The sequence below is a fragment of the Nonomuraea thailandensis genome, from assembly GCF_024172165.1.
In the GTDB taxonomy this organism is placed as follows: Bacteria; Actinomycetota; Actinomycetes; order Streptosporangiales; family Streptosporangiaceae; genus Nonomuraea; species Nonomuraea thailandensis.
In genome coordinates this window covers 10,819,341-10,845,481 of the sequence record NZ_JAMZEB010000002.1, presented here as the reverse complement: position 1 = coordinate 10,845,481, position 26,141 = coordinate 10,819,341, and the positions used below count along the sequence as shown (strand labels likewise).

The following is a 26,141-nucleotide window of genomic DNA, read 5'->3' as shown; positions in this document are numbered from 1 at the left end:
GCACGGCCGCTTCTAGGATGGCTGAGCAAGCAGCCACTCACCCTAGGAGGATGCCGTGCCCGCACCCCTTCCCCACGAGTTCCTGCCGCCGGTGCCCGCGCTCGCGGTCGAGAGCGACGACATCCAGGACGGCCAGACGCTCGCCGATCTCCACGTGTTCAACGACTGGGGCATGAGCGGCCAGAACCAGTCGCCCCACCTGCGCTGGTCCGGCGCCCCCGAGGGCACCCGCGGTTACGCCGTCACCTGCTACGACCCCGACGCGCCCACCGGCAGCGGCTTCTGGCACTGGGTCCTGTTCGACCTCCCGGCCTCGGTGAGCGAGCTTCCCTCCGGCGCCGGCACGGCCCCTGACTTCAAGGGCCTGCCCGGCGGCGCGGTCCACGCCCGCAACGACTACGGCACCAAGGCCTACGGCGGCGCGGCCCCGCCCCCCGGCGACCCGCACCGCTACGTGTTCACGGTGCACGCGCTGGGCGTGGAGAAGCTCGGGGTGGACAGCGACGCCAGCCCGGCCGTGGTGGGCTTCAACATCACCGCCAACACCTTGGCCCGGGGCCACGTCACCGCCCTCTACGGCGTCTGAGCCGCTCGTCCGCGGGGTGGCTGCCCGGCCCGGCCGTCAGCCGCCCGCTGCGGGCGCCGGGCAGCCCATGAGCCGTGGCAGCACCTCGCTGATGAGCGGGATGCGGAGATCGGGCTCGGGCGAGCAGAGGGGGAACCACAGCTCGCGCGGGAGCACGACGTCGCGCATCGGCTCGCCGATGAGGTGCACCTGCGGCCCGTCGTCATCGGCGAACACGTGCAGCCAAGCCTTCGTGTCGGTCTCGACCTCCCCTCCCGCCATGATGCCCGCGTCGTCTCCGGCGTACGCGGGAGCGGCCACGAGGGTTGCGGCGGCCAAGGTCAGGGCCGTGATACCGAGAATTCGCCTGCTGTGGAAATGCACTGTTGGCTCCTTCGGTCAAGATGTGAGCGCCACCACCTTCCCTCACTCCAGGTAACTGATCAATTGTGAAACGTAATAGCAGATAAAACAAAACAAGAGCGACCCGGGAAAACCCGGGCCGCTCTTCGTCCGTGCAGCGAGAAAAGACCTAGAAGTCCATGTCGCCGCCGCCCGGCATGGCCGGGGCAGCAGGGGTCTTCTCGGGCTTCTCGGCGATGACGGCCTCGGTCGTGAGGAACAGCGCCGCGATGGAGGCGGCGTTCTGCAGCGCCGAGCGCGTCACCTTGGCCGGGTCGATGATGCCCGACTCGAACATGTTGACGTACTCGCCGGAGGCCGCGTTCAGGCCCTCACCCGGGGTGAGGTTGCGCACGCGCTCGACCACGACGCCGCCCTCGAGACCGGCGTTGACCGCGATCTGCTTGAGCGGCTCCTCCAGCGCCTTCTTGACGATGGCGGCACCGGTGGCCTCGTCGCCGGCCAGCTCCAGCTTGTCGAACGCCTTCGCGCCGGCCTGCAGCAGCGCCACGCCACCGCCGGGCACGATGCCCTCCTCGACGGCCGCCTTGGCGTTGCGCACGGCGTCCTCGATGCGGTGCTTGCGCTCCTTCAGCTCGACCTCGGTCGCCGCACCGGCCTTGATCACGGCCACGCCGCCGGCCAGCTTGGCCAGCCGCTCCTGCAGCTTCTCACGGTCGTAGTCGGAGTCGGTGCGCTCGATCTCGGCGCGGATCTCGTTGACCCGGCCGGAGATCTGCTCGGCGTCACCGGCGCCGTCGACGATCGTGGTCTCGTCCTTGGTCACGACCACCTTGCGGGCGCGGCCCAGCAGGTCGAGGGTGGCGGTCTCGAGCTTGAGGCCGACCTCCTCGGCGATGACCTGGCCACCGGTCAGGATCGCGATGTCGTTCAGCATCGCCTTGCGGCGGTCGCCGAAGCCCGGCGCCTTGACGGCGACGGAGCGGAACAGGCCGCGGATCTTGTTGACCACCAGGGTCGCCAGGGCCTCGCCCTCGACGTCCTCGGCGATGATCAGGAGCGGCTTGCCCGACTGCACGACCTTGTCGAGCAGCGGCAGCAGGTCCTTGTTGGCCGAGACCTTGTTGTTGACGATGAGGATGTACGGGTCCTCGAGCACGGCCTCCATGCGGTCCGAGTCGGTGACGAAGTACATCGACGTCATGCCCTTGTCGAAGCGCATGCCCTCGGTGAGCTCGAGCTCGAGGCCGAAGGTGTTGCTCTCCTCGACGGTGATGACACCTTCCTTGCCGACCTTGTCCATCGCCTCGGCGATGAGCGAGCCGATCTCGGCGTCAGCGGCGGAGATGGAGGCGGTGGAGGCGATCTGCTCCTTGGTCTCCACGTCCTTGGCCAGCTTGGAGAGCTCCTCGCTGACCCGCTCGACGGCGGCCTCGATGCCCTTCTTCAGGGCCATCGGGTTGGCGCCGGCGGCGACGTTGCGCAGGCCCTCACGCACCAGCGCCTGGGCGAGCACGGTGGCGGTCGTGGTGCCGTCGCCCGCGACGTCGTCCGTCTTCTTGGCGACTTCCTTGACCAGCTCGGCGCCGATCTTCTCCCAAGGGTCCTCGAGCTCGATCTCCTTGGCGATCGACACACCGTCGTTGGTGATCGTGGGAGCGCCCCACTTCTTCTCCAGCACGACGTTGCGGCCCTTGGGGCCGAGGGTCACCTTGACGGCGTCGGCGAGCTGGTTCATACCGCGCTCGAGACCGCGCCGGGCGTCCTCGTCAAACGCGATCATCTTGGCTGCCATAAGGCTAGACCTCCCAGATGCAGGGTGGCTTGTAGTGGACCGAGCCGACGCCCGCGACGGCATGGGTCAGCATCTCCGTTCGGCAGACCCCATCGTCTCGATCCGGTGTTGGCACTCTGCTGCACAGAGTGCCAACGAACTGTTTAGCACTCTACCCTGCCGAGTGCAAGCGAACGCCACCCCGCCCGGCATTCCCGCCCAGGTCAGTCAGTCGGTACGGCGAGCCGCGCGGAACGGCCCGCCGCACACGAGTCGGCGAAAGAGAGGTGACGGCTCGCGCGGACTGCGTTGCCGCGCGATCCCGCCCGGTGCACACCAGCTTGGACGTTCAGACCGCGCGGACGGACTCCGCCTGCGGCCCCTTCTGGCCCTGCGTGATCTCGAACTCGACACGCTGCCCCTGTTCGAGAGAGCGGTACCCGTCCATCATGATCGCTGAGTAATGGACGAATACATCCTTACCACCGTCTACCGCGATGAAGCCGTAGCCCTTGTCCGCGTTGAACCACTTGACGGTGCCCTGCGCCACTTCCGACTCCTCTTACTGGTCTCCCAGATCTCGCCCATTCCTCCGCGGGACCTGTAATCGTATGACTTAACGGAAAAGCAGCCAGACGATCGCCCTCGACCATACCTGTGGCACGGGGTTTGGCAACAGAGTCAATCCGCAAACTACCTATTTCTTCGCAGTGCGGGTCGTTCAACGTTGAATTGGCTGGGAAAAGGAGAAGGCGCCCACTAGGGGCGCCTTCAAGAGGGTGGTCTCCGGGACGGCTCAGCCGCCGGCGACCGCCGGGATGATGGAGATCTGAGTGCCCTCAGGGGCTGGAGTGTCGAGCCCCTCGGCGAAACGGACGTCCTCTTCCCCAACGTAAACGTTGACGAAACGACGAATCTTGCCCGATTCATCCAGAATTCTCGCGCCGATCCCCGGGTAGTCGGAGTCGAGCTTGGCGAGCACGTCACGAAGAGTCGCGCCTTCGCCACTGACCTCCGCGTTCCCCCCGGTGTACGTGCGCAGAATGGTGGGAATCCGCACAGAAACGCTCATGGTTCTAATCGCCTTTCCTGGTTGTCAGACAGTCGCGCGGAACGCGTCGAGAGAGGGCTTGATCACGGCGGTGGGCTCGACGGACTCACCGGTGAGCACGTCGAGCGTCTTGAGCCCGTCGCCGGTGTTGAGCACCACGGTCTCGGCCTCAGGGTCGAGCACCCCGTTCTCGGTGAGCTTCTTCAGCACGCCGACGGTGACCCCGCCGGCGGTCTCGGCGAAGATGCCCTCGGTCGAGGCCAGGAGCTTCATCGCGGCCACGATCTCGGCGTCCGTGACGTCCTCGACGGCACCTCCGGTGCGCCGGGCGATGTCCAGCACGTACGGCCCGTCGGCGGGGTTGCCGATGGCCAGCGACTTGGCGATGGTGTCGGGCTTGACCGGCTGCACGACCTCGTGCCCGGCCTTGTAGGCCGTCGACACCGGCGAGCACCCGAGGGCCTGGGCCCCGAACACCTTGTACGGGGTGTCCTCCACCAGGCCCAGCTTCACCAGCTCCTTGAAGCCCTTGTCGATCTTCGTGAGCTGGGAGCCGGAGGCGATGGGGATGATGATCTGCTCCGGCAGCCGCCAGCCGAGCTGCTCGGCGATCTCGTACGCGAGCGTCTTGGAGCCCTCGGCGTAGTAGGGCCGCAGGTTCACGTTGACGAAGCCCCACTTGTCGCCCATGGGGTCGCCGATGAGCTCCGAGCAGAACCGGTTGACCTCGTCGTAGGTGCCGTCGATGCCGATCAGCCGCCCGCCGAACACCCGGGCCATGGCGATCTTGGCCTTCTCGAGGTTGGCCGGGATGAACACGCACGCGTCGAGCCCGGCGCGCGCGGCGGCGGCGGTGACGGCGCCGGCGAGGTTGCCCGTGGAGGAGCAGGAAAGCGTGTGGAAGCCGAAGTTGCGGGCCGCCTCGACGGCCATGGCCACGACCCGGTCCTTGAAGGAGTGGGTGGGGTTGCCCGAGTCGTCCTTCACGTAAAGGGACTTGATGCCGAGGGCGCGACCCAGGTTTCCGGCCTTGACCAATTTGGTCCAACCGGGGTTCATATTGGGCTTACTGGCCACGTCCGCGGGAACGGGCAGCAGCGAGCGGTAACGCCAGATGTTCGCGGGACCCGATTCGATCTCCGCGCGGGTCACGTCACCGAAGTCGTAGGCCGCCTCCAGCGGCCCGAAACACTCCTGGCAGGCGAAGCTCGGGCCCAGCGGGTAGCGGGCACCGCACTCGCGGCAGGACAGAGCGACGGCAGGACCAAAGTCGAGCGACATGAAGCGAGGCCTTCCCTCATCTTCGCCCACGGCCACCTTGACCGCGAACCGGAATTGGCACCTTGTCCCGGTCGGCCTCGCCAGGTCGCGAGTCGAAAGCCGGGAGGGTTGCCGGGGCTTCGCAGGGCCGGTCCCTCCACCCCTCTGGATGAGCAATATGAAGTTGTTGAAATGGACTCTACCCGCTTAAGTGCCCGAAATTCCCACCCGTCTCAACATGCGAGACAAGCAGTCTCAGCGATAGTCCTCGCCCAGCACACCCTGCACGTATTTGCGGGCCTGATGGATCCGCGATTTCGCCGTGCCCAGCGGGATGTTGAGCTGCTCGGCCACCTCGTTGTAGTCGAGCTGGACGATGTCACGCAGCACCAGCGCCTGCGCCAGATCCGGCTTGTCGGCCTCCAGCGCCTCCATCGCGTCGAGCAGATCGAGCCGCGACCCCGCGATCACACTGACCCGCCGCACGTCGGGCTTCTGCATGGGCAACTCGTCGGAGGTCTGCTCGGCCGCCCTGCGCTTCAGCGACCGGTACGTGGTGCGCGCGCAGTTGGCCGTCACGATGTGCAGCCACGTGCTGAACCTGGCGCGACCCTCGAACCGCCCGATGTTGCGCGCCACCGCCAGCAACGTATCTTGCGAGGCCTCCTCCGCGTCCTGGTGATAGGGGAGGATCCGGGCGCAGTGCCGCATCACATCCGGCTCAATCCGCGCGAGGAGCTCGCCAAGTGCGCGATGATCTCCCGCAGCAGCGGAGCGGGCGAGTTCCTCGGTTAGCTCATCAAGCGCCATAGCTGGGATCCTATGATCGAAGGGAGCCGAGATGAACAGCGTCCTGCTGGCCTCCAACAGAGGGCCTGTGTCCTTCACCGTCTCCGACGACGGCGAGCTGACGATGAGACGCGGCGGCGGCGGCCTCGTCTCGGGGTTGTCGGGCGTGGCCAAGGACGACGGCGTGCTGTGGGTCTGCGCCGCGCTGTCCGACGGCGACCGCATCGCCGTCCGGCTGGCCACCGGCGGCCGCATCGACCACGCGGGCTACGACACCGGCCCGCTGCGGATGCTGGACATCCCGCCCGCCACCTTCCACCGCGCCTACAACGCCGTGGCCAACTCCACCCTGTGGTTCGTCAACCACCTGCTCTACGACATCCCGAACTCGCCCAACTTCGGCACCAGGTTCGAGCGCGAGTGGGAGTCGTACCGCGACTACAACGGCGCGTTCGCGCTGGCGCTGGCCGAGGAGGCCGGGCACGGCGCCCGCGTGATGGTGCAGGACTACCATCTGACACTGACCCCGGCCATGCTCCGCGCCGAGCGGCCCGACCTGCGCATCGCGCACTTCAGCCACACCCCGTGGGCGCCGCCGGAGTACTTCTCGCTGCTGCCCGACGACGTGGCCGGGGAGGTCCTGGAGGGCATCCTGGGGGCCGATCACGCCGGGTTCCTCACCGACAGGTGGGCGCAGGCGTTCATGGACTGCTGCGAGCGGCTCCTGGGCGCGGAGGCCGACCGGGTGGGGCGCAGCGTCACGTACGAGGGCAGGACGACCCGCATCGGCGTGCACAGCCTGGGCGTCGACGGCGACGCCCTGTGGCAGCGGGCCTGCGAGCCGGACGTCGAGTCGCACATGACCGCGCTGCGGGAGCAGGTCGGCGACCGCAAGCTGATCGTGCGCATCGACCGCACCGAGCTGTCGAAGAACATCGTGCGCGGCCTGATCGCCTACCGCGAGTTCCTCGCCGCGCACCCCGAGTGGCACGGCCGGGTCGTGCACCTGGCCTTCGCCTACCCCAGCCGCCACGACCTGCCCGAATACCGCGAGTACACCGCGTCGGTGCAGCGCTGCGCCCGGCAGATCGAGGACGAGTACGCCACCGAGGACTGGGACCCGCTGATCCTCAACGTCAACGACGACTACCCGCGTTCGCTGGCCGCGTACCGGATGGCCGACGTGCTGCTGGTCAACCCCATCCGCGACGGCATGAACCTGGTCGCCAAGGAGGGCCCGGTCCTGTCGCCGCGGTGCGCGCTGGTGCTCTCGCGCGAGGCGGGCGCGGCCGCCGAGCTCGGCGCGCACGCGCTCGTGGTCAACCCCTACGACATCAGCGGCACCGCCGCCGCGCTGCACGACGCGCTGGTCATGCCGGAGGACGAGCGCCGCACGCGCCGCGACAAGCTGCACGCCGCCGCCACCGCGCTGCCGCCGCAGAAGTGGCTCGCGACCCAGCTCGAGGCGCTCACCTAACATGGGAGGGCAAGGTCAGTCCGAGCCGCGGGAGGCTGGCGGGTGAGCACGGCCTTATCGCCCGTCCGTCTGATCAGAGACCGCCCGACCTGGCTCATCTACCTCCTGCTCAGCGTCTTCGCCACCTTCGTGTACGGCCTCAGCGCCGCCCTGCCGCTGCTGCGTGCCGACCAGGGCATCTCGGCCACCGTGGCGGGCCTGCACGGCACCTCCATGGCCGCGGGCACGATCGCCGCCGGGCTCCTGCTCCCCCTGCTCACCCGCACCTTCGGGCGGCGCGTGACGAGCTGGATCGGGGTGGCGGGGCTGAACGCGGGCATGCTCACGATCTTCGCCGCCGACGCCCTGCCGCTGACCCTGCTGGGGTACGGCGTGGCCGGTGGCTTCGGCTCGGTCATGCTCTACTCCGCCATGGCGGCGCTCAGCGACCACCAAGGGGCCGCCGGGGCCGCGGCGCTGAGCGAGGCGAACGCGGTCGCCGTGGTGGCGGGCATGGCGATGACGTTCGGGCTGAGCGTGGTGGGGCAGAGCTCGCTGGGGTGGCGCGCGGCGTTGCTGGCCACGCCGGTCATGAGCGTGCTGCTGGCGCTGGCCATGGGACGGGTGTGGCCCGGCCACCGGACCCCCGGCCGCGCCACCGCCGATCCCGCCATCGCTGACCCCGCCATCGCTGACCCCGCCATCGCTGATCCCGCCATCGCTGATCCCGCCATCGCTGATCCCGCCGCCCACGCTCCCGCCTCCGCCGGGGCCCGGGTGGGCTGGCGGTTCCATCTGGCGGGGCTGGTGCTGTTCTGCTGCGTGGCGCTGGAGTTCACGTTCAACCTGTGGGCGGCGGAGCTGCTCGCCGTCGGCACCGGGCTGTCCACTGCCGCTGCGGCCACCGGGCTGACGGCGTTCGTGGCGGGCATGGCGGCGGGCAGGTTCGCCGGGGCTCAGCTCGCGCTGCGGCTGGCGCGGGCGCCGCTGTTCGCGGGGGCGCTGGGGTTGACGCTGGCGGGCTGGCTGGTGTTCTGGACGAGCGGCCAGCCGGTGTTGTCGTACGCGGGGCTGGTGATCTGCGGGCTCGGGGCCGCGCTGCACTTCCCGCTCGCGCTGTCCGCGCTGATCGCCGGCTCCGGCGGCCGGGCCGACCTGGCGGCGGCGGCCTCACCCGTCTGGGCGGGCGCCGCCATGGCGATCGGGCCGCTGGTGCTCGGCGCGCTGGCCGACGGCTTCGGCACCCGGAACGCGTTCCTGATGGTGCCGGTGCTCATCGGCCTCGCGGTCGCCGGGGTGCTCGTACCGGGCCGGCGCGCCTGAGGAGCCGGCGCGCCGGCCGGCCCACGCGAGCCAGGTGCCGGCATCCGGTCAGCGCACGCGAGCCGGGCTGTTCAGGATCGGGCGCGGGGGGCTACGTCCAGTCGGCGTGCTTGAGCGTGTCGGACAGGCCCGGCGTGTTCCACTGGTCCACGACGAGGATCTTCGACTTCGGCAGGTACCACTCGCGCTGCGTGAACCGCTTGTGCACCTTGGTGCTGGAGTAGGAGACGCACGTGGCCTGCCACGCGTTGTAGGCCGCCTTGTGCCCCGGCCCGACCTGGCGCAGCCCCCGGCTGACCTTGGGCCCGATGATCTCGCCGTACTTGTCGTTGAACGGGCAGGGCTGCACGTCGCTGGCCGTGTAGAACGGCCGCTTGCCGGTGTAGGGACCCCAGCCCTCCGCGCCGATCTTGATGTACTTCGGCCCGAGGAGGTAGAACGAGTCGCACTCCGGCGTGCTCCACCCCTGGGCCTTGCCGCACTTCCCGGTGACCACCTGGACGGCGTCGGCGCCGAACCGGTGGACCACCCACTTGATCGGGACGTAGAGCGTCATGCCCCTGAACGTGAGCTGCTGGGCGGGAGCAGCGGCGGCGGCAGGCAGCGAGGAGGAGAGGAGGGTGGCCGCGGCCACCCCGGTGGCGGCCACGACGGCGAGGTAACGCTTGTGCATGCCGCCGACCCTAGGGACCGCGACTTGCAGATCAGTCACCAACGACTGAAAACGGCTCTCACGAACGGGTGAAGGCCGAGGACAGCTCGGCGAGCAGCGCCACCACTCCCTCGGGCCCGTCCACCACGATGTCGGCCCGCTCGGCCAGCGCGGTCACCTCGGTGGACCCGCTGCACACGGTCACGCCCGGCAGCCCGGAGGCGCGTACCGCATCGAAGGCGGCCAGATCGCCCAGGTCATCGCCCACGAACATGACGGACCTCGCCGCCCGCTCCGCCAGGAACAGGCTCAGCGCGTGCCCCTTGTCCATGCCGGGCGGCCGCAGCTCCAGCACCATGCGCCCCGGCTCGATCACCAGGCCGTGCTTGTCGGCCAGCTTGGCCAGCGGCTCGCGCAGCCGGGCCAGCGCGCCCTCGGGGTCGGGGCTGCGCCTGGTGTGCACGGCCACGGCCCGGCCCTTGTCCTCGACGGCCACGTCGCTGAGGCCGAGCGAGTCGAGCAGCAGCGGCAGCTCGGCCTCGGCCCTGGGCACTCCCGGCGGAGGCGGAGGGGCGGAGATCTGCCCGTCCTCCCAGCGTTCGAAGCCGTAGTGGCCGAGCACGACCAGCCCCGGCACGTCCGCCAGGCCAGGTCCGAGCTCCAGAGCGGTGGCCGCGGGACGCCCGGTCACGATGGCCACCGCGAGGACGTGCGCACCCAGGTCGGCGAGTACCTCGGGCGCCTTCGGGTGGATCACGGCCTTGGCGGGGTCGGGCACGATCGGCGACAGGGTGCCGTCGAAGTCGAGCCCGATCACGGCGCCGGCCGGATCGCTCAGGATCGCTTCCATTCCAGGGATGTTCTTCACGCGCCTGCCGTACCCAGCACGTCAGGGACGCATGCCGAGCCTTCTGGCCGCGCGGTCGCGCTGTCGCGTGGACCGTAACCTGCGCAGCCTCTTGACCAGCATGGGGTCGTGCTCGAGTGCCTCCGGCCGGTCGATCAGCACGCCGAGCAACTGGTAGTAGCGGGTGGCGGAGATCCCGAAGGTCTCCTTGATGGCATGCTCCTTCGCGCCCGCGTAGCGCCACCATTGGCGCTCGAAGGCGAGGAGCTCGAGTTCGCGGTCCGAGAGTGGCTGGCGGGACGGTTCCTGGGCAGCATTGTCACCGCTGAGCGGTGCTCCCATGGTGTCCTCCTCGAAAGGGGCGGGGACGATCACGTCGCCCGCACGCGGCCCGTGGCCATCGTAATGTGCGGAGTGCGGCTGTTCACGGCGGATTGAGAGACGTACAGTCACGAAATGTGACCCCAGTCATCACGCTCCTCACCGACTATGGGCTCGAGGATGGTTATGTGGCGGCCTGTCATGGAGTGATCGCCGGGATCGCCCCCGAGGCGCGGGTGATCGACGTGTGCCACCTGATTCCCTCCGGCGACGTACGGCGCGGCGCGGCGGTTCTCGCCCAGACCATCCCCTACCTCCCCCAAGGCATCCACATCGGCGCGGTCGATCCGAGCGCGGGCGGCGCCAGGCGCGCGGTGGCCGTCGAGGCGGGCGGCCGGGTGTTCATCGGCCCCGACAACGGGCTGCTGTCATGGGCGGTGCACGCCAGCGGCGGCGCGCGGGCGGCGTACGAGATCAGCAACGCCGATCACTTCCTGCACCCTGTCTCTCCGACCTTCCACGGACGCGACGTGTTCTCGCCGGTCGCGGGGCGGCTGTGCGGGGGGCTGACGCCGGCCGACCTGGGGCCCGAGGTGCCGCTGGCCAGGCTGGTCTCGCTGCCCGAGCCTACCTCGCTGCTGCGGGAGGGCTCGGTGGAGGGCGAGGTGGTCTCGGTGGACCGCTACGGCAACACGCAGCTCTCGATCGCGGCCGGCGACCTCCAGGCGCTGGGCGTGCGGGTGGGTGACACGCTGGGGGTGTGGCTGGGGCGGCGGCAGCTCGCGCTGCCGTACCGGGAGACGTACGCGGCGGTGCCGCCCGGGGAGCTGGTGGCGTTCGCGGACTCGGCCGGGCTGGTCGCGATCGCGGTCAACTCGGGTGACGCGGCACAGCGGCTGGGGCTCCCGCCCGGGGCGCATGTACGACTTTCACCCACTCCGTAGGCGGAAAGCCGCAGATCCGTAACTACTCCGCGTATCGGTCTGTTTACCGAAGCGTCGGATTGCGCGCGCACTCGCATGTCAGAATGCATGGGCAGATCGGAGGTCCCTCCCCTTCCGTTCGAGGTCGCCGTGTACCACCTGTCCGTTGTGCTGCTCTCCCTCGTCTCCACGATCTGGCCCGCCCCGGCGCCGCCCGTCTCCGAGCGCTGGCACGCCTGGCCGGTCGTCCGGGTGTTCCCCGCCGCGGTGCCCGGTCACAGCCCCTCGGGGGCCAGGGTCACGTACGTGCTGACCGGGGTCGCCCCCGAGGCGCCCTGCCGGGTCGCCTTCCAGCCCGCCGCGGTGCGCCCCGGCTGCCGCACGGCCTTACGCGCCACGTACGCCGACAGCACGCAGACCTTCGTCGTCACCGTGGGCATCGCCGTGCTCGACACGCCCGGGCCCGGCCGCAACGGCTCGGGGCGGCCCGCCACCGTCCGCCCGGCGGCCTTCCCCGGCGGGCCGGCCGAGCGGTTCGGCGACCGGCAGTACTTCACCGGGGTGGTCGTCGGGTCCGGGGAGCGGTACATGGTGGCGACGGCCGCGGGGTACGCGGACGGGCGGGCGTACCAGCCGGGCGACCGCGTCACGCCGCGGTTGCGCGACGCGGCCCGGCGGCTCGCCACGGCGCTGCATGAGGCACTGGTCCGATGAACACCCCCGACGGCGCCGCACGGGCCACCAGACCCACGACGAATCCCGGAGGCGACGAGCGGGCCGCCGGACGGGGGGCCGGCTGGAGGAGAGGGCGCGCTCTGCGTGTCCTCCTGCTGGCCGGGCTGGTGACCTGCGCGGCCTGTCCCGTCTCGTGGGCGGACGACGGGGACGAGGGCGCGCAGGCGGACGACGTGGCCGAGGCGGCACGGGCGGGGCAGTGGCAGCTCGGCGCGTTGCGACTGCCGGAGGCGTGGCGGTCGAGCAGGGGTGAGGGCGTGGTGGTGGCCGTGCTCGACACCGGCGTGAACGCCCGCCACCCCGACCTGCAGGGCGCCGTCATCCCGGGCCCGGACCTGACCGGCGCCACCACCGGCACAGAGCGGCCGGATGCGGACGCGACCGGCGGCACAGAGCGGCCGGATGCGGACGCGACCGGCGGCACAGAGCGGCCGGATGCGGACGCGACCGGCGGCACCGCCCCCGGCGCCGGCACCGCGCGCACAGCCTCGGGCGCCGGCGAGGACGGTGCCCGTCAGGGCGTGTGGGGGCCGCACGGGACCGCCATGGCCAGTCTGATCGCGGGACACGGGCACGGCGACGGCCGCAAGGGCGGTGTCCTGGGGGTGGCGCCCGCCGCCAGGGTGCTGTCGGTCAGGGTGACGCTGGAGAACGGCGACCCCAGGCGCGAGAAGCAGCGCTCGGGCGCGGGCTGGCGGGACGCGCTGGCCTCGGGCATCAGGTACGCGGCCGACCACGGCGCCGACGTGATCAGCATGTCGCTCGGCGGCGGCAGCGGCGCGTGGGAGGGGTCGGCGGAGGAGGAGGAAGCCGTCCAGTACGCGATCGGCAGGGGCGCCGTGCTGGTGGCCTCGTCGGGCAACGACGGCGACGCCGGCAACAGGAAGAACTTCCCCGCCGCCTACCCGGGGGTGATCGCGGTGGGCGCGGTGGACCGGCGGCTGAGGGTGGCCGCCTTCTCCAACCGGCAGGACTACGTGTCGGTGGTCGCCCCCGGCACGGAGATCGTCACCGCCGACGGCAGCGACTCGTACGTGGTCGGCGACGGCACCAGCTCGGCCGCCGCCATGGTCGCCGGCATCGCGGCCCTGATCAGGTCGGCGCATCCCGGCCTGTCGCCGTACCACGTGCGGATGGCCATCGAGCTGGGCACCAGGCGGCGGCCGAGCGACGGCTACAGCCCCGCGTACGGGCACGGCGTGGCCAACGCGCTGCTCGCCCTGCGCGAGGCCGCCAGGCTCGACGTGCCGGCGGCCGGCCCGCCGGGGCCGGGCCCGTACTTCGGCGCCGGCCCCGCGCCCGGCTCCAGGATGCCGGTGGTGACGGGCATGGTGCTGCTGGTGGCGGCGATGTCGGCCCGGGTGGTGCTGCGGCACGGCGGTCGCCGGCGGGACCCGCGCTGAACGACACGGCGGTCGCCCGGCCGGGAACTCCACGAAGCGGCACGGCGGTCGCCCGGCCGGGAACCGCGCCGAACGGCGCACGAGGGATTCAACCTAGCAAGCGCTTGTGTGATACTCCGGCTATGACGTACGCCATCGACGGCTGGTTCGCCCTCTCCCCCGAGGACGGCGTCCACCTCCTCGGCACCAGATGCGCCGCCTGCGGCACGGTCTGCTTCCCGCCCCGGCGCGGATCCTGCCCCAACCCGCGCTGCGCGGCCACCGACATGCAGGTGCTGCCGCTGCCCAGGCGCGGCCGCGTCTGGTCGTACACCAACGCCTGCTACCCGCCACCTCCCCCGTTCGTGGCGGCCGAGCCGTACGTGCCGGTCACGCTGGCGGCGGTCGAGCTCGACGAGGTCGGCATCGTGGTGCTCGGCCAGGTCAAGGGCCTGACGGTGAACGAGCTGCAGGTGGGCATGGAGCTGGAGCTGACCTCGGGACCGCTGGCCGACGGGCCGCTGGTGTGGATGTGGGAGCGGGCCTCATGAGCGCGGTGGCGGTGCTGGGAACGGGCATGCACCCGTGGGGCAAGTGGGGCCGCCCCTTCCTGGAGTACGGCGTCGCGGCCGCCCGCGAGGCCTTGCGGGACGCCGGTCTGGAGTGGACCGACGTGCAGTACGTGGTCGGCGCCGACACGATCAGGAACGGCTACCCGGGCTTCGTCTCCGGCGCCTCCTACGCCAGGGAGCTGGGCTGGTCGGGCGCCAGGGTCGCCTCCTGCTACGCGGCGTGCGCGTCGGGCGCGCAGGCGCTGGACATCGCCCGGGCCCGGATCCTCGCCGGGCTGTGCGACGTCGCGCTCGTGATCGGCGCCGACGCCACCCCCAAGGGCTTCTTCAAACCGGTGGGCGGCGACCGCCCCGACGACCCCGACTGGCTGCGCTTCCGCCTCCTCGGCGCCACGAACCCCGCCTACTTCGCCCTGTACGCCCGCCGCCGCATGGCCCTGCACGGCTCGACGCCGGCCGACTTCGCCGCCGTCAAGGTGAAGAACGCGCTGGCCGGCTCGCTCAACCCGATGGCCCGCTACCGCAAGCAGGTCACGGCCGAGGAGGTGCTGGCCTCGCCCATGGTGGCCGACCCGCTGCGCCTCATGGACATCTGCGCCACCTCGGACGGGGGCGCCGCGGTGGTGCTCGCCTCGCAGGAGTACGCCCGCCGCCGCGGCACGGGCTTCGTCCGCCTGGCCGCCGTCTCCACGGTGACGCCCGTCTTCCCGAACACGGTGCTGGAGCTGCCGGACTTCGCCACGGACTCCTGCGCGGCCGTGCCCGCCCCTGAGAGGCCCTTCAGAGCCGCGATCACGCACGCGGCGTACGAGGAGGCCGGGCTGGGCCCGGAAGACCTCTCCTTGGCGGAGGTGTACGACCTGTCCACGGCACTGGAGCTGGACTGGATGGAGGACATCGGCCTCTGCCCGCCCGGGGAGGCGGAGAAGCTGCTCAGGGACGGCCGGACGTCCCTGAACGGCAGCGTCCCGGTGAACCCGTCGGGCGGCCTGGCGTCGTTCGGCGAGGCCATCCCGGCCCAGGCCATCGCCCAGCTCTGCGAGCTGGCGACCCAGCTGAGAGGCCGCGCGGGCGCCCGCCAGACGGCCAACGCCCGCGTCGGCCTGGCCGCCAACCAGGGCCTGTTCGGCCACGGTTCGGCGATCATCGCCACGGTCTAGGAGGCACCACAGAGACGGCCCGCCATGCGTCGTGACGGCGGCCCGCCACTGACGGGTTCAGCCCGCGTCTCCCTGGAGGGCCCCCAGGCACATGCGGCGTGTGGGGTGCCCGCGGCACTGCCGTGACGAAAAAGAGCGGCCCCCGAGGGGGCCGCCCGAAAACGTCAGCTCAACGTGCGCCGGGATCGCCCGGGACGTGCCTCAAACCAGAGCACCCCCCGGACGTGCCTCAAACCAGAGCACCCCCGGGACGTGCCCTCAAACCGGAGCACCCCCCGGGACGCGCCTTAAGCAGAGCGCCCCGGGACGCGCCTCAGCTCACGTGCACCACGTCGTGCGTCTCGGCGAAGTGGCAGGCGCTCTCGTGACCCGTGCCGGGACGGATCTGGAGAAGCGGCTCCTCCTCGGCGCAGATCTCCTGCGCCTTCCAGCACCGCGTACGGAACCGGCACCCGCTCGGCGGGTTCGCCGGCGACGGCGGGTCGCCCTGGAGGATGATCCGCTCCCGCTGCTCCCGCCCGTCCGGGTCGGGCACCGGCACCGCCGACAGCAGCGCCTGCGTGTACGGGTGCGCGGGACGGTCGTAGATCTCCGTGTCCTTGCCCAGCTCCACGAACTTGCCGAGGTACATCACGCCGACCCGGTCGGAGATGTGGCGCACCACCGACAGGTCGTGGGCGATGAAGATGTAGGCCAGGTTGAACTCGTTCTGCAGCCGCTCCAGCAGGTTGATCACCTGGGCCTGGATCGACACGTCGAGCGCGGAGACCGGCTCGTCGCAGACGATGATCTCCGGCTGCAGCGCCAGCCCCCGGGCGATGCCGATGCGCTGCCGCTGGCCGCCGGAGAACTGGTGCGGGTAGCGGTTGATGTGGTCGGGGTTGAGCCCGACCACCTCCAGCAGCTCCTGCACCCGCTTGCGCCGGTCGCCCTTGGGTGCGACCTCCGTGTGGATCTCGTACGGCTCGCCGATGATGTCGCCGACGGTCATCCGGGGGTTCAGCGAGGTGTACGGGTCCTGCATCACCATCTGGATGTTGCGGCGCATGCGCTTGAGCTCGCCGCCCCTGGCCTTGGCGATGTCGCGGCCGTTGACCACCACCGAGCCGGAGGTGGGCCGTTCGAGCGCCATCAGCACCTTGGCCAGCGTGGACTTGCCGCAGCCGGACTCGCCCACGATGCCCAGCGTCTCGCCCTTGTTCAGGTCGAACGAGACGCCGTCGACGGCCTTGATGGCGCCGATCTGCTTCTTGAAGAGGATGCCCTGGGTCAGCGGGAAGTGCTTGACCAGGTCACGCACTTCCAGGATGCGCTCACTGCTGTTCGCCATCGAGGACCTCCCTCCAGTAGTGGCAGGCGCTGCCGCGCGTGCCGCTGATCTCGTAGAGCGGGGGGACGTCGGTCACGCAGTTGTCCTGCCGGTACGGGCACCGGGGATGGAACGAGCACCCCGTCGGCAGGTCCAGCAGGTTCGGCGGCAGACCCTTGATCGCGTACAGGTCCTGGCCCTTCTGGTCGACCCTGGGGATCGAGTCCAGCAGGCCCTTCGTGTACGGGTGCGCGGGCGCCCGGTAGATGTCGTGCACGGGGGCTCTCTCGACGATGCGCCCCGCGTACATGACCGCGATCTTGTCGGCCACGTCGGCCACGACCCCGAGGTCGTGGGTGATGAGGATCAGGCCCATCTGGCTCTCGCGCTGCAGCTCGGCCAGCAGTTCCATGATCTGCGCCTGGACGGTGACGTCCAGCGCCGTGGTCGGCTCGTCCGCGATCAGCACCTCGGGGTCCAGCGCGATCGACATGGCGATCATGATGCGCTGGCGCATGCCACCGGAGAACTGGTGCGGGTAGTCGTGCACGCGCTGCTTGGCCGCCGGGATGCGGACCCGGTCCATCAGCTCAACGGCCTTCTTCATGGCGTCGGACTTCGACATGCCCCGGTGGACCCGGAACATCTCGCTGATCTGCCAGCCCACGGTGAAGACCGGGTTGAGCGCGGACAGCGCGTCCTGGAAGATCATCGCGATCCGCTGGCCGCGCACCTGCGTGCGGGCCTCCTCCGAGAGCTTGAGCAGGTCGGTGCCCCTGAAGCGGATCTCCCCCTTGGGGATCATCGCGGGAGGCATGTCCAGGATGCCCATGATGGCCTGCGCCGTCACGGACTTGCCCGACCCCGACTCGCCCAGCACCGCCAGCGTCTCGCCGGGCCTGACCGTGTAGCTCACGCCGTTGACGGCGCGGACGATCCCCGCTCGCGTGCGGAACTCCACGTGCAGGTCGTCGACCGCGAGCAGCGGCTCGTCGCCCAGCCCTCCCTCGGCGGGCAACAGGTTTGCAGAGGTTTTCTTCACTGGGTCCCCTTCTACCTGAGCTTCGGGTCGAGCGCGTCGCGCACGGCGTCGCCCATCATGATGAACGCGAGCACGGTGACGCTCAGGAACACCGCGGGGAACACCAGGGGCAGCGGGGCCTCTAGGAACCTGTTGCGCGCGTCGGCGATCATCAGGCCCCATGAGATGTCCGGCGACTGCACGCCGACGCCCAGGAACGACAGCGCGGCCTCGGCCGCGATGAAGGTGCCCAGGTTGATGGTGGCGACGACGATGACCGGGGCGAGCGAGTTCGGCAGCAGGTGGCGGAACATGATCCGGCCCGCTCCCGCACCCAGCGCCCTGGCCGCGACCACGAAGTCCTGGCTCTTCGCCGTGATCACGGCGGCCCGCATGATGCGGAACACCATCGGCCAGCCCAGCACCGTCAGAGCCACGATGACCAGCAGGATGCTGTTGGCCCTGCCGCGGAACGTGGCCGCGATCAGCAGCGCGCCGAGGATCGAGGGGATGGCGAAGAAGATCTCCGTGACCCGCGAGGCGAGCGTGTCGACCACGCCGCCGCGGAAACCGGCGATGATGCCGAGCAGACCGCCGATGATCGTGGTCATGAGCGTGGTGAAGACGCCGATCACGATGGAGTTGCGGGCTCCGTAGATCGTCCTGGCGAAGACGTCACAGCCCAGGTTGTCGCGCCCGAACAGGTGGCCGGGGCTCGGCCCCTGCCGCGCCGTGGACAGGTCGCAGGTCCTGGCGTTGTACGGGTCGATCGCGCTGAACAGCGACGGCCAGAGTGACATCACCAGCAGGATCAGGATGATGACCATCGAGATGATGAACATCGGCCGGCGCCTGAGGTCGTACCAGGCGTCGGTCCACAGGCTGGCGGGCTTGCCGCCCTTGGGCTTCTTGCCCTCACGCTCGGGCGCCGGGGCGGGCACCGTGTCGGGGACCAGCATCTGCGTCTCCGGGAGTCCCGGCCCCCCGACCGGCGGGGTTGGGTTACTCATAGCGGATCCTCGGGTCGAGCACGGCGTACAACAGGTCGACGACCAGGTTGGCCAGGATGTAGATCAGCACCAGCACCGTGATGGTGCCCACCACCACCGGTTGTTCTCGCAAGTAGACCGAGGTGAAGAGCTGATTGCCGATTCCCGGGAGATTGAAGATCGTCTCCGTGATCACCGCGCCGCCCATCAGGTTACCGAGGTCGGCGCCCAGATAGGTGATCAGCGGGATCAGCGCGTTGCGCAGGCCGTGCCTGCCGATGACGCGCCGTCTGGACAACCCCTTGGCCGTGGCCGTGCGGATGTAGTCGGCCCTGAGGGTCTCCACCAGGCTGGTCCTGGTGAGCCTGGTCAGGTACGCGACCGACACGCCGGCCAGCACGAAGCCCGGCAGCAGGTAGCTGCGCAGGCCGGCGAAGACGCCCGCGACGGGGAATATGTCCAGCCCGGTCCACTGCTTGAGCTTCACGCCCAGGACCAGCTGCAGCACGAAGCCCGTCACCAGCGTGGGGATCGAGATCAGCAGCAGCGTCGAGGCCAGGATCATGGTGTCGGTGGCCTTGCCGCGGCGCAGCGCCGCCCACAGGCCGAGGCCGACGCCGAGGATGGCCTCCATGATCAGGGCGGTCAGCGCGAGGTTCAGCGTGACCTGGAATTTGCCCGCCAGGATCTCGGACACCGGCACCTGGGCGAAGTTCACGCCGAAGTCGCCGCGGAAGAGCACGCCGCTGATGTAGTACCAGTACTGCAGCAGCAGCGGATCGTTGAGGTGATACTGCTCGCGCAGGACCTCGGCCACGGCCGGATCCGGGCGCTTGTCTCCGAACAGTGCCGCGACGGGATCCCCGGGCAGAGCGAAGACGATGCAGAAGATGAGTAGCGTGGCGCCGATCAGGACGGGTATCGCCTGGATCAGTCGCCTGATTACATATCGGCCCATTTCAAGCCCTCCGGTACACACTTGGAGGCAGTCACTCGGAATCCGTGATTTACCCGGTCCGAATGACTGCCTCCAAGCTCAGTCCTCCGACGGGCGGACGGCAAGTACCGTCCGCCAGACGAATGACGTCAGGCCTTCTCGACGTCCGCCCAGTTGATCTGGTTGAGCAGGTTGAGCTTGACGTTCTTGACCTTGGTGGAGTGCCCGAAGTTGCTGCGGTAGAAGTACACCGGGATGTACGGCAACTCCTTGATCAGGATGTCGCTGGCCTGCTGGTAGAACTTCAGGCCCTCAGCGGCGTCGGTGGCCTGGTCGCCCTTGGCCACCAGGTCGTCGAACTCCTTGTTGGAGTAGCCGCCGTAGTTGGAGCCGGTGCCGATGGCGCCCGTGCCGAAGATCGGCGTCAGGTAGTTCTCGGCCGCCGGGTAGTCGATGGACCAGCCCATGCGGAACAGGCCCTTGTACTCCTTGGCGTCCAGGGCGTCCAGGATGCCCTGGAACTTCTCGAACGGCTTCGGCGTGACCTCGATGCCGAGGTTGGCACGGAGGTTGTTGGCGACGGCCTCGATCCACTCCTTGTGACCACCGTCGGCGTTGTAGCCGAGCTCCATGGTCTTGGGGCCGTTGGCGCTCTCGTACAGCTTCTTGGCCTCGGCCGGGTTGTACGTGCACGCCGCGCAGGCGCCCTGGCGGTAGCCGGGGATGGCCGGGTTGATGAAGTCGTCGGCCGGGGAGCGGGTGCCCGAGAAGACCGTGTCGGCGATGGTCTTCCGGTCGATGGCCATCGAGATGGCCTTGCGGACGTCGACGTTCTCGAATTCCTTGTTGTACTTCAGCGGGACGCCGATGTAGCCGATGGAGGCGTCGGGCTCGTCGAAGTACCGGTCACCCAGCACCTGCTTGGCCGTGGAGATGGCCGTGGCGGGCAGCGAGTCGTGGATGTCGAGGTTCTCGGCCTGGAGGTCGTTCCACGCGGTCTCGGAGCTCGTGTAGATCTTGAACTGGAGCTTCGTCCAGCCCGCCGGCTTCTTGCCGGTGAACTTGTCGTACACCGACAGCTCGATGGTCTGGTCGGTGCCCTTCTTGTAGGGCTTGTCGACCTTGAACAGACCCTGCCCGATCGGCTTCTCACCGTAGGCCGGGCTGAGCTTGCCGTCCGCGCCGATCGCCGAGGCGGGCAGCGGGTAGAACGCGGTGTAGCCCAGCATGGTCTTGAACTGCGAGAACGGCGCGGTGAGCGTGACCTCGAGCGTCGTGTCGTCCACGACCTTGAGGCCCTTCATCTCCTTGGCCGTCGGAGTCTTGCCCTCACCCGGGTGCACGTCGGCGTAGCCGTCGACGCGCCCGAAGAAGTAGGACGAGCTCATGGCGTTGTCCTGGAGGGCGGCGAAGTTCCACGCGCGGGCGTAGTCCTCGGCCTTCACCGGGGCGCCGTCGTGCCACGTGTAGTTCGACTTCAGCTTGATCGTCCAGACCTTGCTGTCCGTCGTGGTGATGGACTCGGCGGCCTCCTCAACGGGCTGCTTGTTCTCGTCGTAACGCACGAGCGGCGAGAACACCGCAGCGAGCACCTCGGCACCTTCGGTCTCCGTGGTGTCCTGCGGGTACAGCATCTTCTGGGGCTCACCGACCTCCATACGGACCGGCGTTTCACCGCCCGCGGCAGTGCCACCGTTGTCCGAGGCACCGCCGCCACACGCGGCAACCGCGAGGGCGAGCAGCGCGGTACCGGCGACGATCCGTGCGCCCTTAGTAACACGCATGGTGAAAGAAATCCTCCCTCTACAGGTGGGCGCCTAGCGCTGAGCTGCTGTGATCAAGAGCAGCCTGACGGGGAGTTCCTGGTATCCCCCCGGATTTGGCTGACATGGTCAAACCAGCCGACGCCCTGCCAGTCGATCGCGACTATCCCTCACTACTTGCCACCAGCGAGTCTCTGGCGCGTTGCAGTTCGGTCACACGTGTGCCAATCCAGCGTCACAGACATTTGACCCCATGGGGAGCAATCAGTACAAATCAGCCCCAACAGGCAGGGCCTGGACGTGAACAGTCGATGAAAAATACCCCCTACACGACACTGCTCACGCCTCTGCCACCACGCCCCGGCTCGCTGGGCTACGGTTGAGCAGGTCTTGACGACGTCTTGGAACCCAGGCGTCAGGAGACTCCGTCCAACAGTCTGTCCAACTGTCTGCCGTCAACCCGTACGACAGGCACCCCACCGACCGGGATCCAATAGAGTCCTTGCCATGAGCCAGCCGGAATCCGCTGTCGCGGACGCCCAGGCGGGCGGCCGGAGCGGGCAGGAGCCGCTGGCCAAGCTCGCCAAAAGATACGGGCTTCGCCGTGCCATCGCGCGGCCGAGGTTCCCTGTCTACCTGCGTATGCTGTGGCAGCGCCGACACTTCATCCTGACGTACGCGACCTCGCGCAACGTCACGAAATACTCCAGCTCCGCGCTCGGCCAGCTGTGGCAGGTGCTCACGCCCCTGCTCAACGCCGCCATCTACTTCGTGATGTTCGGCGTCATCCTGGGCGGCGGCAAGGATGTGGAGAACTACCCGGCGTTCCTGCTGACCGGGATGTTCATCTTCACCTTCACGCAGCGCACGGTCACCGCGGGCGCGAAGTCGATCTCCGGCAACCTGTCGATGATCAGGGCCCTGCACTTCCCCAGGGCCTCCCTCCCGCTGGCGTACACGATCCAGGAGCTCCAGCAACTCGCCATCTCCATGGGCGTGCTGCTGGTCCTCGTGGTGGCCACGAACGAGTGGCCCACCTGGGCCTGGCTCATGATCCCGGTGGTGCTGCTGCTCCAGACGCTGTTCAACATCGGGGCCGGCCTGGTGATGGCCAGGCTGGGCGCACAGATGCGCGACCTCAACCAGTTGCTGCCGTTCATCACCCGCACCTGGCTCTACGCCTCCGGTGTCTTCTTCGTGATCCAGGCCAAGGTCGTGGGGTCCGCGGGGCTGCCCCAGTGGGTGGCCGACCTGATGTACCTCAACCCGGCGGCCTCGTACATCGAGTGGATGCGCGAGATTCTCATCCCGAGCTACAACACCTCCTACGGGCACCACCCCCCGACGATGGTCTTGGTGTCTTGCGTATTCTGGGCGGTGTTCGCACTCGGCTTCGGCTTCTGGTACTTCTGGCGGTCCGAGGAGAGGTACGGGCGTGGCTGAACTGACCAAGGAGCTGTCACAGGTGAAGGGCGACAAGCCCGCCGACCCCGGCAAGGATGTGAGAGTGCATCCCAACCCGGAGCCCCCGGGCAAGCGGCCCCTCGATGCCCCCACAGGCACTCCCACCGTCATCGTCGACGATCTGCACATCGTCTACCGCGTCTACGGGGCGGCCTCCGACAGCGAGAAGGGCAACGCGGTCAACGCCCTCACGCGCATCCTGAAGCGCCAGGGCCGGCCGCAGATGAAGGAGGTCCACGCCGTCAAGGGCGTGACCTTCGTGGCCTACCACGGCGACGCCATCGGCATCGTGGGGCGCAACGGCTCCGGCAAGTCCACGCTGCTGCGCGCCATCGCGGGCCTGCTGCCCCCGCACCAGGGCGCCGTCTACACCGACGGCCAGCCCTCGCTGCTGGGCGTCAACGCGGCCCTCATGCGCGAGCTGACCGGCGAGCGCAACATCGTCCTCGGCTGCTACGCCATGGGCATGACGCCCGCCGAGGTCAAGGAGAAGTACCAGGAGATCGTCGACTTCTCCGGCATCGACGAGTTCGTGCAGCTGCCGATGTCCACCTACTCCTCCGGCATGGGCGCCCGCCTGCGCTTCGCCATCTCCTCCGCCAAGACCCACGACGTCCTGCTCATCGACGAGGCGCTGGCGACGGGTGACCGGGAGTTCCGCAAGAAGAGCGAGGAGCGCATCCGGCAGATCCGCGAGTCGGCGGGCACGGTGTTCCTCGTCGCCCATGACCTGCGGGTGATCGAGCAGACCTGCAACCGGGTGATCTGGCTCCACAAGGGCAAGATCAAGATGGACGGCGATCCGAAGGAAGTCATCGCCGCCTACAACAAGGGCTGATTCTCCTCCCGGTCCTCCGTGCTCGGCCCGGCCGCCCTGAGGCCGGGCCGTCTGACGTTCTCACCCACCTTCCTCTACGCGCTGCCGTGGCCTGCCACCCGCCGCACTCCGGCTGACGGCCCTCCGGGGAAACGGCCTCTGGCCCTCCAGTGCCGACCCGCCGTCACGAGCCCAGGCCGCCGTCCGCGCGGTCCCTCCCGACCGGGGCGGTATTCGATCTTGCGTGCGAAACGGCGGCGACTGGAGGGGCGAATGACTGACACCGTGCCCCCCGTTCCGATAGGATTCGAACGTCAATTCGATCCGAGGAACGGTGATGGAGTGGGGGCGCGCGATGGGAGAGCTTGCGACCGCGATTGACCACCTGGCCACCGAGGACGTGTCCGAGATTCCGCGGGTGCAGCTCGCCGAGCAGCTTCTCGAGTTGCACTGGCAGATGGCAAGGCTGCAGGCCCAGATAGCGCGCCGCACAGGCGTCCGGCTCCCCTGAGAACGGCCCACAGCGACCGAGGGGGCTGCCGGGGCGCCGGGGGGCGCCTGCGACGATCTACGGCCTCTACGGCCTTCCACAGGCCCGGAGGCAGCCGCCATGGGCTTCGGTGACATGCAGGGGCGGCACGTCCGGCCTTCGACGGTCAAGTGCGTGCGTGACGGCGGCCGGCCGCGTCCGGGCCGGAGGGCGTATTCCTGGAGGCCATCGGGCACGTGCGGGGAGTGGCGGTGGCGTCGGCCGTGCCGTAACGGAGGGATGGACGGAAGAGTCGTCACCGGCCCCTGGGGGCCGGTGACGACGCGGGGCGCGGGCGCCGCCGCCCTGCAGTGGCAGCGCCTTGGGTGCCCCGGGGCAAGGGCGCGTCCACCCAGGCCCGACGTGAGCCCGCCCTGTACGGGGTAACGGGCTCGCAACCTACGCGCGTCAGTGCCACGGGCGCCCGGCACCTGAGGGCGTCTCGCGGCCTGCCGCGTCAGTGCGACGGCGTCCCGATCGAAGGGACCGGCCCAGCACTCCGGCCAAGGGGCCGATCACCGGTGTCCGGACCTCCGGTCGAGGGCCGTGAACCAAGAAGACCCGGCCTTTCCGCGGCCCGGGAGCACGCGGCCCCGGGCCTCCAGCGGCAGGGCCTGGGGGCAAGCGAAACCCCACACCTTGACACAGGAGGGCCCAGGGGCGGGCGAGCCCCGGACCTCCGACGGAAGTGACCAGGTCAAGCGATTCCCGGACCTCTCAACAACGCGGCCCGGATCAGCGATCCCACAGATCAGGGGATCCCGGAGCGGCCCCCGTCGAGGGAGCCTGCCGTCAGGGGACTGCTGGGGGCGAGCGAGCCGGCCGCCAGGCCACCGCCAGGGCCGGTGCCCGGGTGTCGGCACCTGTGACACCCGCGAACCGTCCTGCCGGTTCCTGGCCGGCCACGCTCGTCAACGCCTCCATCGCGGCCCTGTCGCGTACCTGGGGGTCGCGCCTAGGAGCCGCGCCCGGCCACGGGCCCGGATGTCGCGGCCGAGGTCACCCGCCCGGAGTCGCGCCTAGCCACGAATCGGGAAGTGCCTGGCCACGGACCCAGGAGTGTCCAGCCGCGCCTCTAGGAGTGCCTAGTCGCGAGCCCAGGGAAGGCGACTAGTCGCGGGCCGCGGTGCCCCGCACCGAGCTCGTCAGCGCGTCGGTGGTCCAGCCGAGGGCGGTGATCAGGTCGCTGTAGGCGCCGGCGGCCTGCATGCCGCGGCCCTCGACGAGGGCCGAGGTGTCCTGGACGAGCGGGGTGAGCTCGTCCATGGCGGCGGCCTGGGAGGTGGCGGGCAGCGCCTCGACGACCGGGGCCATCTCGGCGGGCGTCACCTGCCCGAGCGCCGGGGACAGCTGGCGGCCCGCGCCGTGCGGCAGGGCGAGCCAGGTGGCCTTGGTGACGCCGCCCAGCAGGGCGTCGGCGGAGACGGCGCCGAGGCCCTGGGAGCTGCTCGCCATGGTCTTGGCCGTGGCGGCGCTGCCCGAGCCCGGCAGCAGGCTCACTCCGCTCAGCGTGCCGACCGTGCGCTCGACGGACGAGCTGACCGTGCCGGTCACCCCTCCGGTCACGCCGCCGCCGCGGGTGGCGGGCGCGTTCTGGTCCTGCTTGCCGGCCTTGACGGAGGGCTGGGCCATGCGCGCCGAGCCCAGCAGGGGCAGGGACTCGGTCAGGCCACCCCCGCCGAGCGGGATGTTGCCGACGTTGCTGAGGATGGGCATCAGCTCGGGCACCGGGCCGCCGGCGGCGGTGACGTCCTCGGCCGCGTTGCCCGTGGTGCCGGCCGCCGCCCGGTTCTCGGCGGCGATGTCGCGCTCGACCTCGGACATCTGGCCGCTCTGCTGGGCGCCGGACTGGGCACCGGACTTGGCGCTGCCGCTGAGTGCGCCGAGCAGGCCACCACTGCTGCCGATGAGGCCGCTCAGCAGCCCCCCGAGCGGGTCGGCGCCGGCGATGGTGCCTCCGCCCAGTCCGTCGACAGGTGCGTGCTTGGCGGCGTTGTATTGAACTTCCGCTTGCGCGGGCACGGCCATCGCCGCCGCCGCCAAGCCGAATGCTGTGACGGCCAGCGCCGTCTTGACTACTCGATTCATGATTGCCTTCCCGGCTCGTGATCGATCGCTCTCGAATGCGGTGGAAATGCG

26 protein-coding genes and 1 riboswitch are annotated in these 26,141 nt (G+C 69.8%); of the genes, 11 read left to right on the top strand and 15 right to left on the bottom strand.

Annotation, left to right across the window (positions count from 1 at the left end; genetic code table 11):
- Positions 1-55 precede the first annotated feature (55 nt).
- Complete coding sequence (locus tag HD597_RS54385; protein WP_253755903.1) at positions 56-586, top strand: YbhB/YbcL family Raf kinase inhibitor-like protein; 531 nt, start codon at positions 56-58, stop codon at positions 584-586.
- A gap of 36 nt (positions 587-622) precedes the next feature.
- Here HD597_RS54385 and HD597_RS54380 read toward each other — a convergent pair whose 3' ends face one another.
- The 6 genes from HD597_RS54380 to HD597_RS54355 form a co-directional block, all read right to left on the bottom strand.
- The gene (locus HD597_RS54380; RefSeq protein WP_253755902.1) at positions 623-904 is read right to left on the bottom strand and encodes a hypothetical protein; all 282 of its coding nucleotides are present in this window, start codon (positions 902-904) and stop codon (positions 623-625) included.
- 193 nt (positions 905-1,097) lie between these two features.
- Positions 1,098-2,723: a chaperonin GroEL gene (gene groL / locus HD597_RS54375; RefSeq protein ID WP_253755900.1), complete on the bottom strand. Its 1,626-nt coding sequence runs from the start codon at positions 2,721-2,723 to the stop codon at positions 1,098-1,100.
- 328 nt (positions 2,724-3,051) lie between these two features.
- A complete protein-coding gene (locus HD597_RS54370; protein WP_068927743.1) occupies positions 3,052-3,252 on the bottom strand; it encodes a cold-shock protein in 201 nt (66 codons plus the stop codon).
- A gap of 246 nt (positions 3,253-3,498) precedes the next feature.
- Positions 3,499-3,774, bottom strand: a complete 276-nt coding sequence (locus HD597_RS54365; RefSeq protein ID WP_043633550.1) for a MoaD/ThiS family protein — start codon at positions 3,772-3,774, stop codon at positions 3,499-3,501.
- A gap of 24 nt (positions 3,775-3,798) precedes the next feature.
- Entirely contained in the window at positions 3,799-5,034 is a 1,236-nt protein-coding gene (gene thrC, locus HD597_RS54360) for a threonine synthase (protein WP_253755898.1), read from the bottom strand.
- A 13-nt stretch (positions 5,035-5,047) separates the two neighbouring features.
- A riboswitch (SAM riboswitch) is annotated at positions 5,048-5,189 on the bottom strand.
- 79 nt (positions 5,190-5,268) lie between these two features.
- On the bottom strand, positions 5,269-5,823 hold the full coding sequence (locus tag HD597_RS54355; RefSeq protein WP_080044716.1) for an RNA polymerase sigma factor: 555 nt from the start codon (positions 5,821-5,823) through the stop codon (positions 5,269-5,271).
- Between the two features lie 31 nt (positions 5,824-5,854).
- Between HD597_RS54355 and HD597_RS54350 the strand changes: the two genes are divergently transcribed.
- Positions 5,855-7,279, top strand: a complete 1,425-nt coding sequence (locus HD597_RS54350; RefSeq protein WP_253755896.1) for an alpha,alpha-trehalose-phosphate synthase (UDP-forming) — start codon at positions 5,855-5,857, stop codon at positions 7,277-7,279.
- Between the two features lie 42 nt (positions 7,280-7,321).
- Positions 7,322-8,581, top strand: coding sequence for an MFS transporter (locus tag HD597_RS54345; RefSeq protein WP_253755894.1), 1,260 nt, complete (start codon positions 7,322-7,324; stop codon positions 8,579-8,581).
- A gap of 91 nt (positions 8,582-8,672) precedes the next feature.
- Here the strand turns inward: HD597_RS54345 and HD597_RS54340 are convergent, their stop codons facing one another.
- From HD597_RS54340 to HD597_RS54330, 3 genes are read right to left on the bottom strand one after another with little or no spacing between them, the layout of a single operon-like run.
- A complete protein-coding gene (locus tag HD597_RS54340; protein WP_253755893.1) occupies positions 8,673-9,254 on the bottom strand; it encodes a hypothetical protein in 582 nt (193 codons plus the stop codon).
- A 58-nt stretch (positions 9,255-9,312) separates the two neighbouring features.
- Positions 9,313-10,083, bottom strand: coding sequence for a trehalose-phosphatase (gene otsB, locus HD597_RS54335; protein ID WP_253755891.1), 771 nt, complete (start codon positions 10,081-10,083; stop codon positions 9,313-9,315).
- A gap of 39 nt (positions 10,084-10,122) precedes the next feature.
- Positions 10,123-10,422 carry a DUF3263 domain-containing protein gene (locus HD597_RS54330; protein ID WP_148443447.1) on the bottom strand — a complete coding sequence of 100 codons (300 nt, stop codon included), beginning with the start codon at positions 10,420-10,422 and terminating at the stop codon, positions 10,123-10,125.
- Between the two features lie 116 nt (positions 10,423-10,538).
- On the opposite strand from HD597_RS54330, the gene HD597_RS54325 reads away from it, so the two are divergent.
- The 5 genes from HD597_RS54325 (at position 10,539) to HD597_RS54305 (ending at position 15,173) form a co-directional block, all read left to right on the top strand.
- The gene (locus HD597_RS54325) at positions 10,539-11,345 is read left to right on the top strand and encodes an SAM hydrolase/SAM-dependent halogenase family protein (RefSeq protein WP_253755889.1); all 807 of its coding nucleotides are present in this window, start codon (positions 10,539-10,541) and stop codon (positions 11,343-11,345) included.
- 87 nt (positions 11,346-11,432) lie between these two features.
- Positions 11,433-12,038, top strand: coding sequence for a hypothetical protein (locus tag HD597_RS54320; protein WP_253755887.1), 606 nt, complete (start codon positions 11,433-11,435; stop codon positions 12,036-12,038).
- On the top strand, positions 12,035-13,462 hold the full coding sequence (locus HD597_RS54315; RefSeq protein WP_253755885.1) for a S8 family serine peptidase: 1,428 nt from the start codon (positions 12,035-12,037) through the stop codon (positions 13,460-13,462). The genes HD597_RS54320 and HD597_RS54315 overlap by 4 nt, the downstream gene beginning before the upstream one ends.
- Positions 13,463-13,584: 122 nt before the next feature.
- Positions 13,585-13,992, top strand: coding sequence for a Zn-ribbon domain-containing OB-fold protein (locus HD597_RS54310; RefSeq protein WP_253755883.1), 408 nt, complete (start codon positions 13,585-13,587; stop codon positions 13,990-13,992).
- Positions 13,989-15,173 (top strand): lipid-transfer protein, encoded by a 1,185-nt coding sequence (locus tag HD597_RS54305; protein ID WP_253755881.1) that lies wholly within the window; start codon positions 13,989-13,991, stop codon positions 15,171-15,173. Before HD597_RS54310 ends, HD597_RS54305 begins: the two co-directional genes overlap by 4 nt.
- A gap of 313 nt (positions 15,174-15,486) precedes the next feature.
- On the opposite strand, the gene HD597_RS54300 is transcribed toward HD597_RS54305, so the two are convergent.
- From HD597_RS54300 to HD597_RS54280, 5 genes are all read right to left on the bottom strand, one after another.
- On the bottom strand, positions 15,487-16,503 hold the full coding sequence (locus tag HD597_RS54300; protein ID WP_253755879.1) for an ABC transporter ATP-binding protein: 1,017 nt from the start codon (positions 16,501-16,503) through the stop codon (positions 15,487-15,489).
- A complete protein-coding gene (locus HD597_RS54295) occupies positions 16,487-17,524 on the bottom strand; it encodes an ABC transporter ATP-binding protein (protein ID WP_253755877.1) in 1,038 nt (345 codons plus the stop codon). The genes HD597_RS54300 and HD597_RS54295 overlap by 17 nt, the downstream gene beginning before the upstream one ends.
- Positions 17,525-17,535: 11 nt before the next feature.
- On the bottom strand, positions 17,536-18,513 hold the full coding sequence (locus HD597_RS54290; protein ID WP_253755875.1) for an ABC transporter permease: 978 nt from the start codon (positions 18,511-18,513) through the stop codon (positions 17,536-17,538).
- On the bottom strand, positions 18,506-19,450 hold the full coding sequence (locus HD597_RS54285; protein WP_253755873.1) for an ABC transporter permease: 945 nt from the start codon (positions 19,448-19,450) through the stop codon (positions 18,506-18,508). The genes HD597_RS54290 and HD597_RS54285 overlap by 8 nt, the downstream gene beginning before the upstream one ends.
- A gap of 128 nt (positions 19,451-19,578) precedes the next feature.
- Positions 19,579-21,087 carry a peptide ABC transporter substrate-binding protein gene (locus tag HD597_RS54280; protein WP_253755871.1) on the bottom strand — a complete coding sequence of 503 codons (1,509 nt, stop codon included), beginning with the start codon at positions 21,085-21,087 and terminating at the stop codon, positions 19,579-19,581.
- A gap of 612 nt (positions 21,088-21,699) precedes the next feature.
- Between HD597_RS54280 and HD597_RS54275 the strand changes: the two genes are divergently transcribed.
- From HD597_RS54275 to HD597_RS54265, 3 genes are all read left to right on the top strand, one after another.
- Entirely contained in the window at positions 21,700-22,635 is a 936-nt protein-coding gene (locus tag HD597_RS54275; RefSeq protein ID WP_253755869.1) for an ABC transporter permease, read from the top strand.
- A complete protein-coding gene (locus HD597_RS54270) occupies positions 22,628-23,494 on the top strand; it encodes an ABC transporter ATP-binding protein (RefSeq protein ID WP_253755867.1) in 867 nt (288 codons plus the stop codon). The genes HD597_RS54275 and HD597_RS54270 overlap by 8 nt, the downstream gene beginning before the upstream one ends.
- 316 nt (positions 23,495-23,810) lie before the next feature.
- Entirely contained in the window at positions 23,811-23,984 is a 174-nt protein-coding gene (locus HD597_RS54265) for a hypothetical protein (protein ID WP_253755865.1), read from the top strand.
- A 1,128-nt stretch (positions 23,985-25,112) separates the two neighbouring features.
- Here HD597_RS54265 and HD597_RS54260 read toward each other — a convergent pair.
- The gene (locus HD597_RS54260) at positions 25,113-26,090 is read right to left on the bottom strand and encodes a hypothetical protein (RefSeq protein WP_253755863.1); all 978 of its coding nucleotides are present in this window, start codon (positions 26,088-26,090) and stop codon (positions 25,113-25,115) included.
- Positions 26,091-26,141 lie beyond the last annotated feature (51 nt).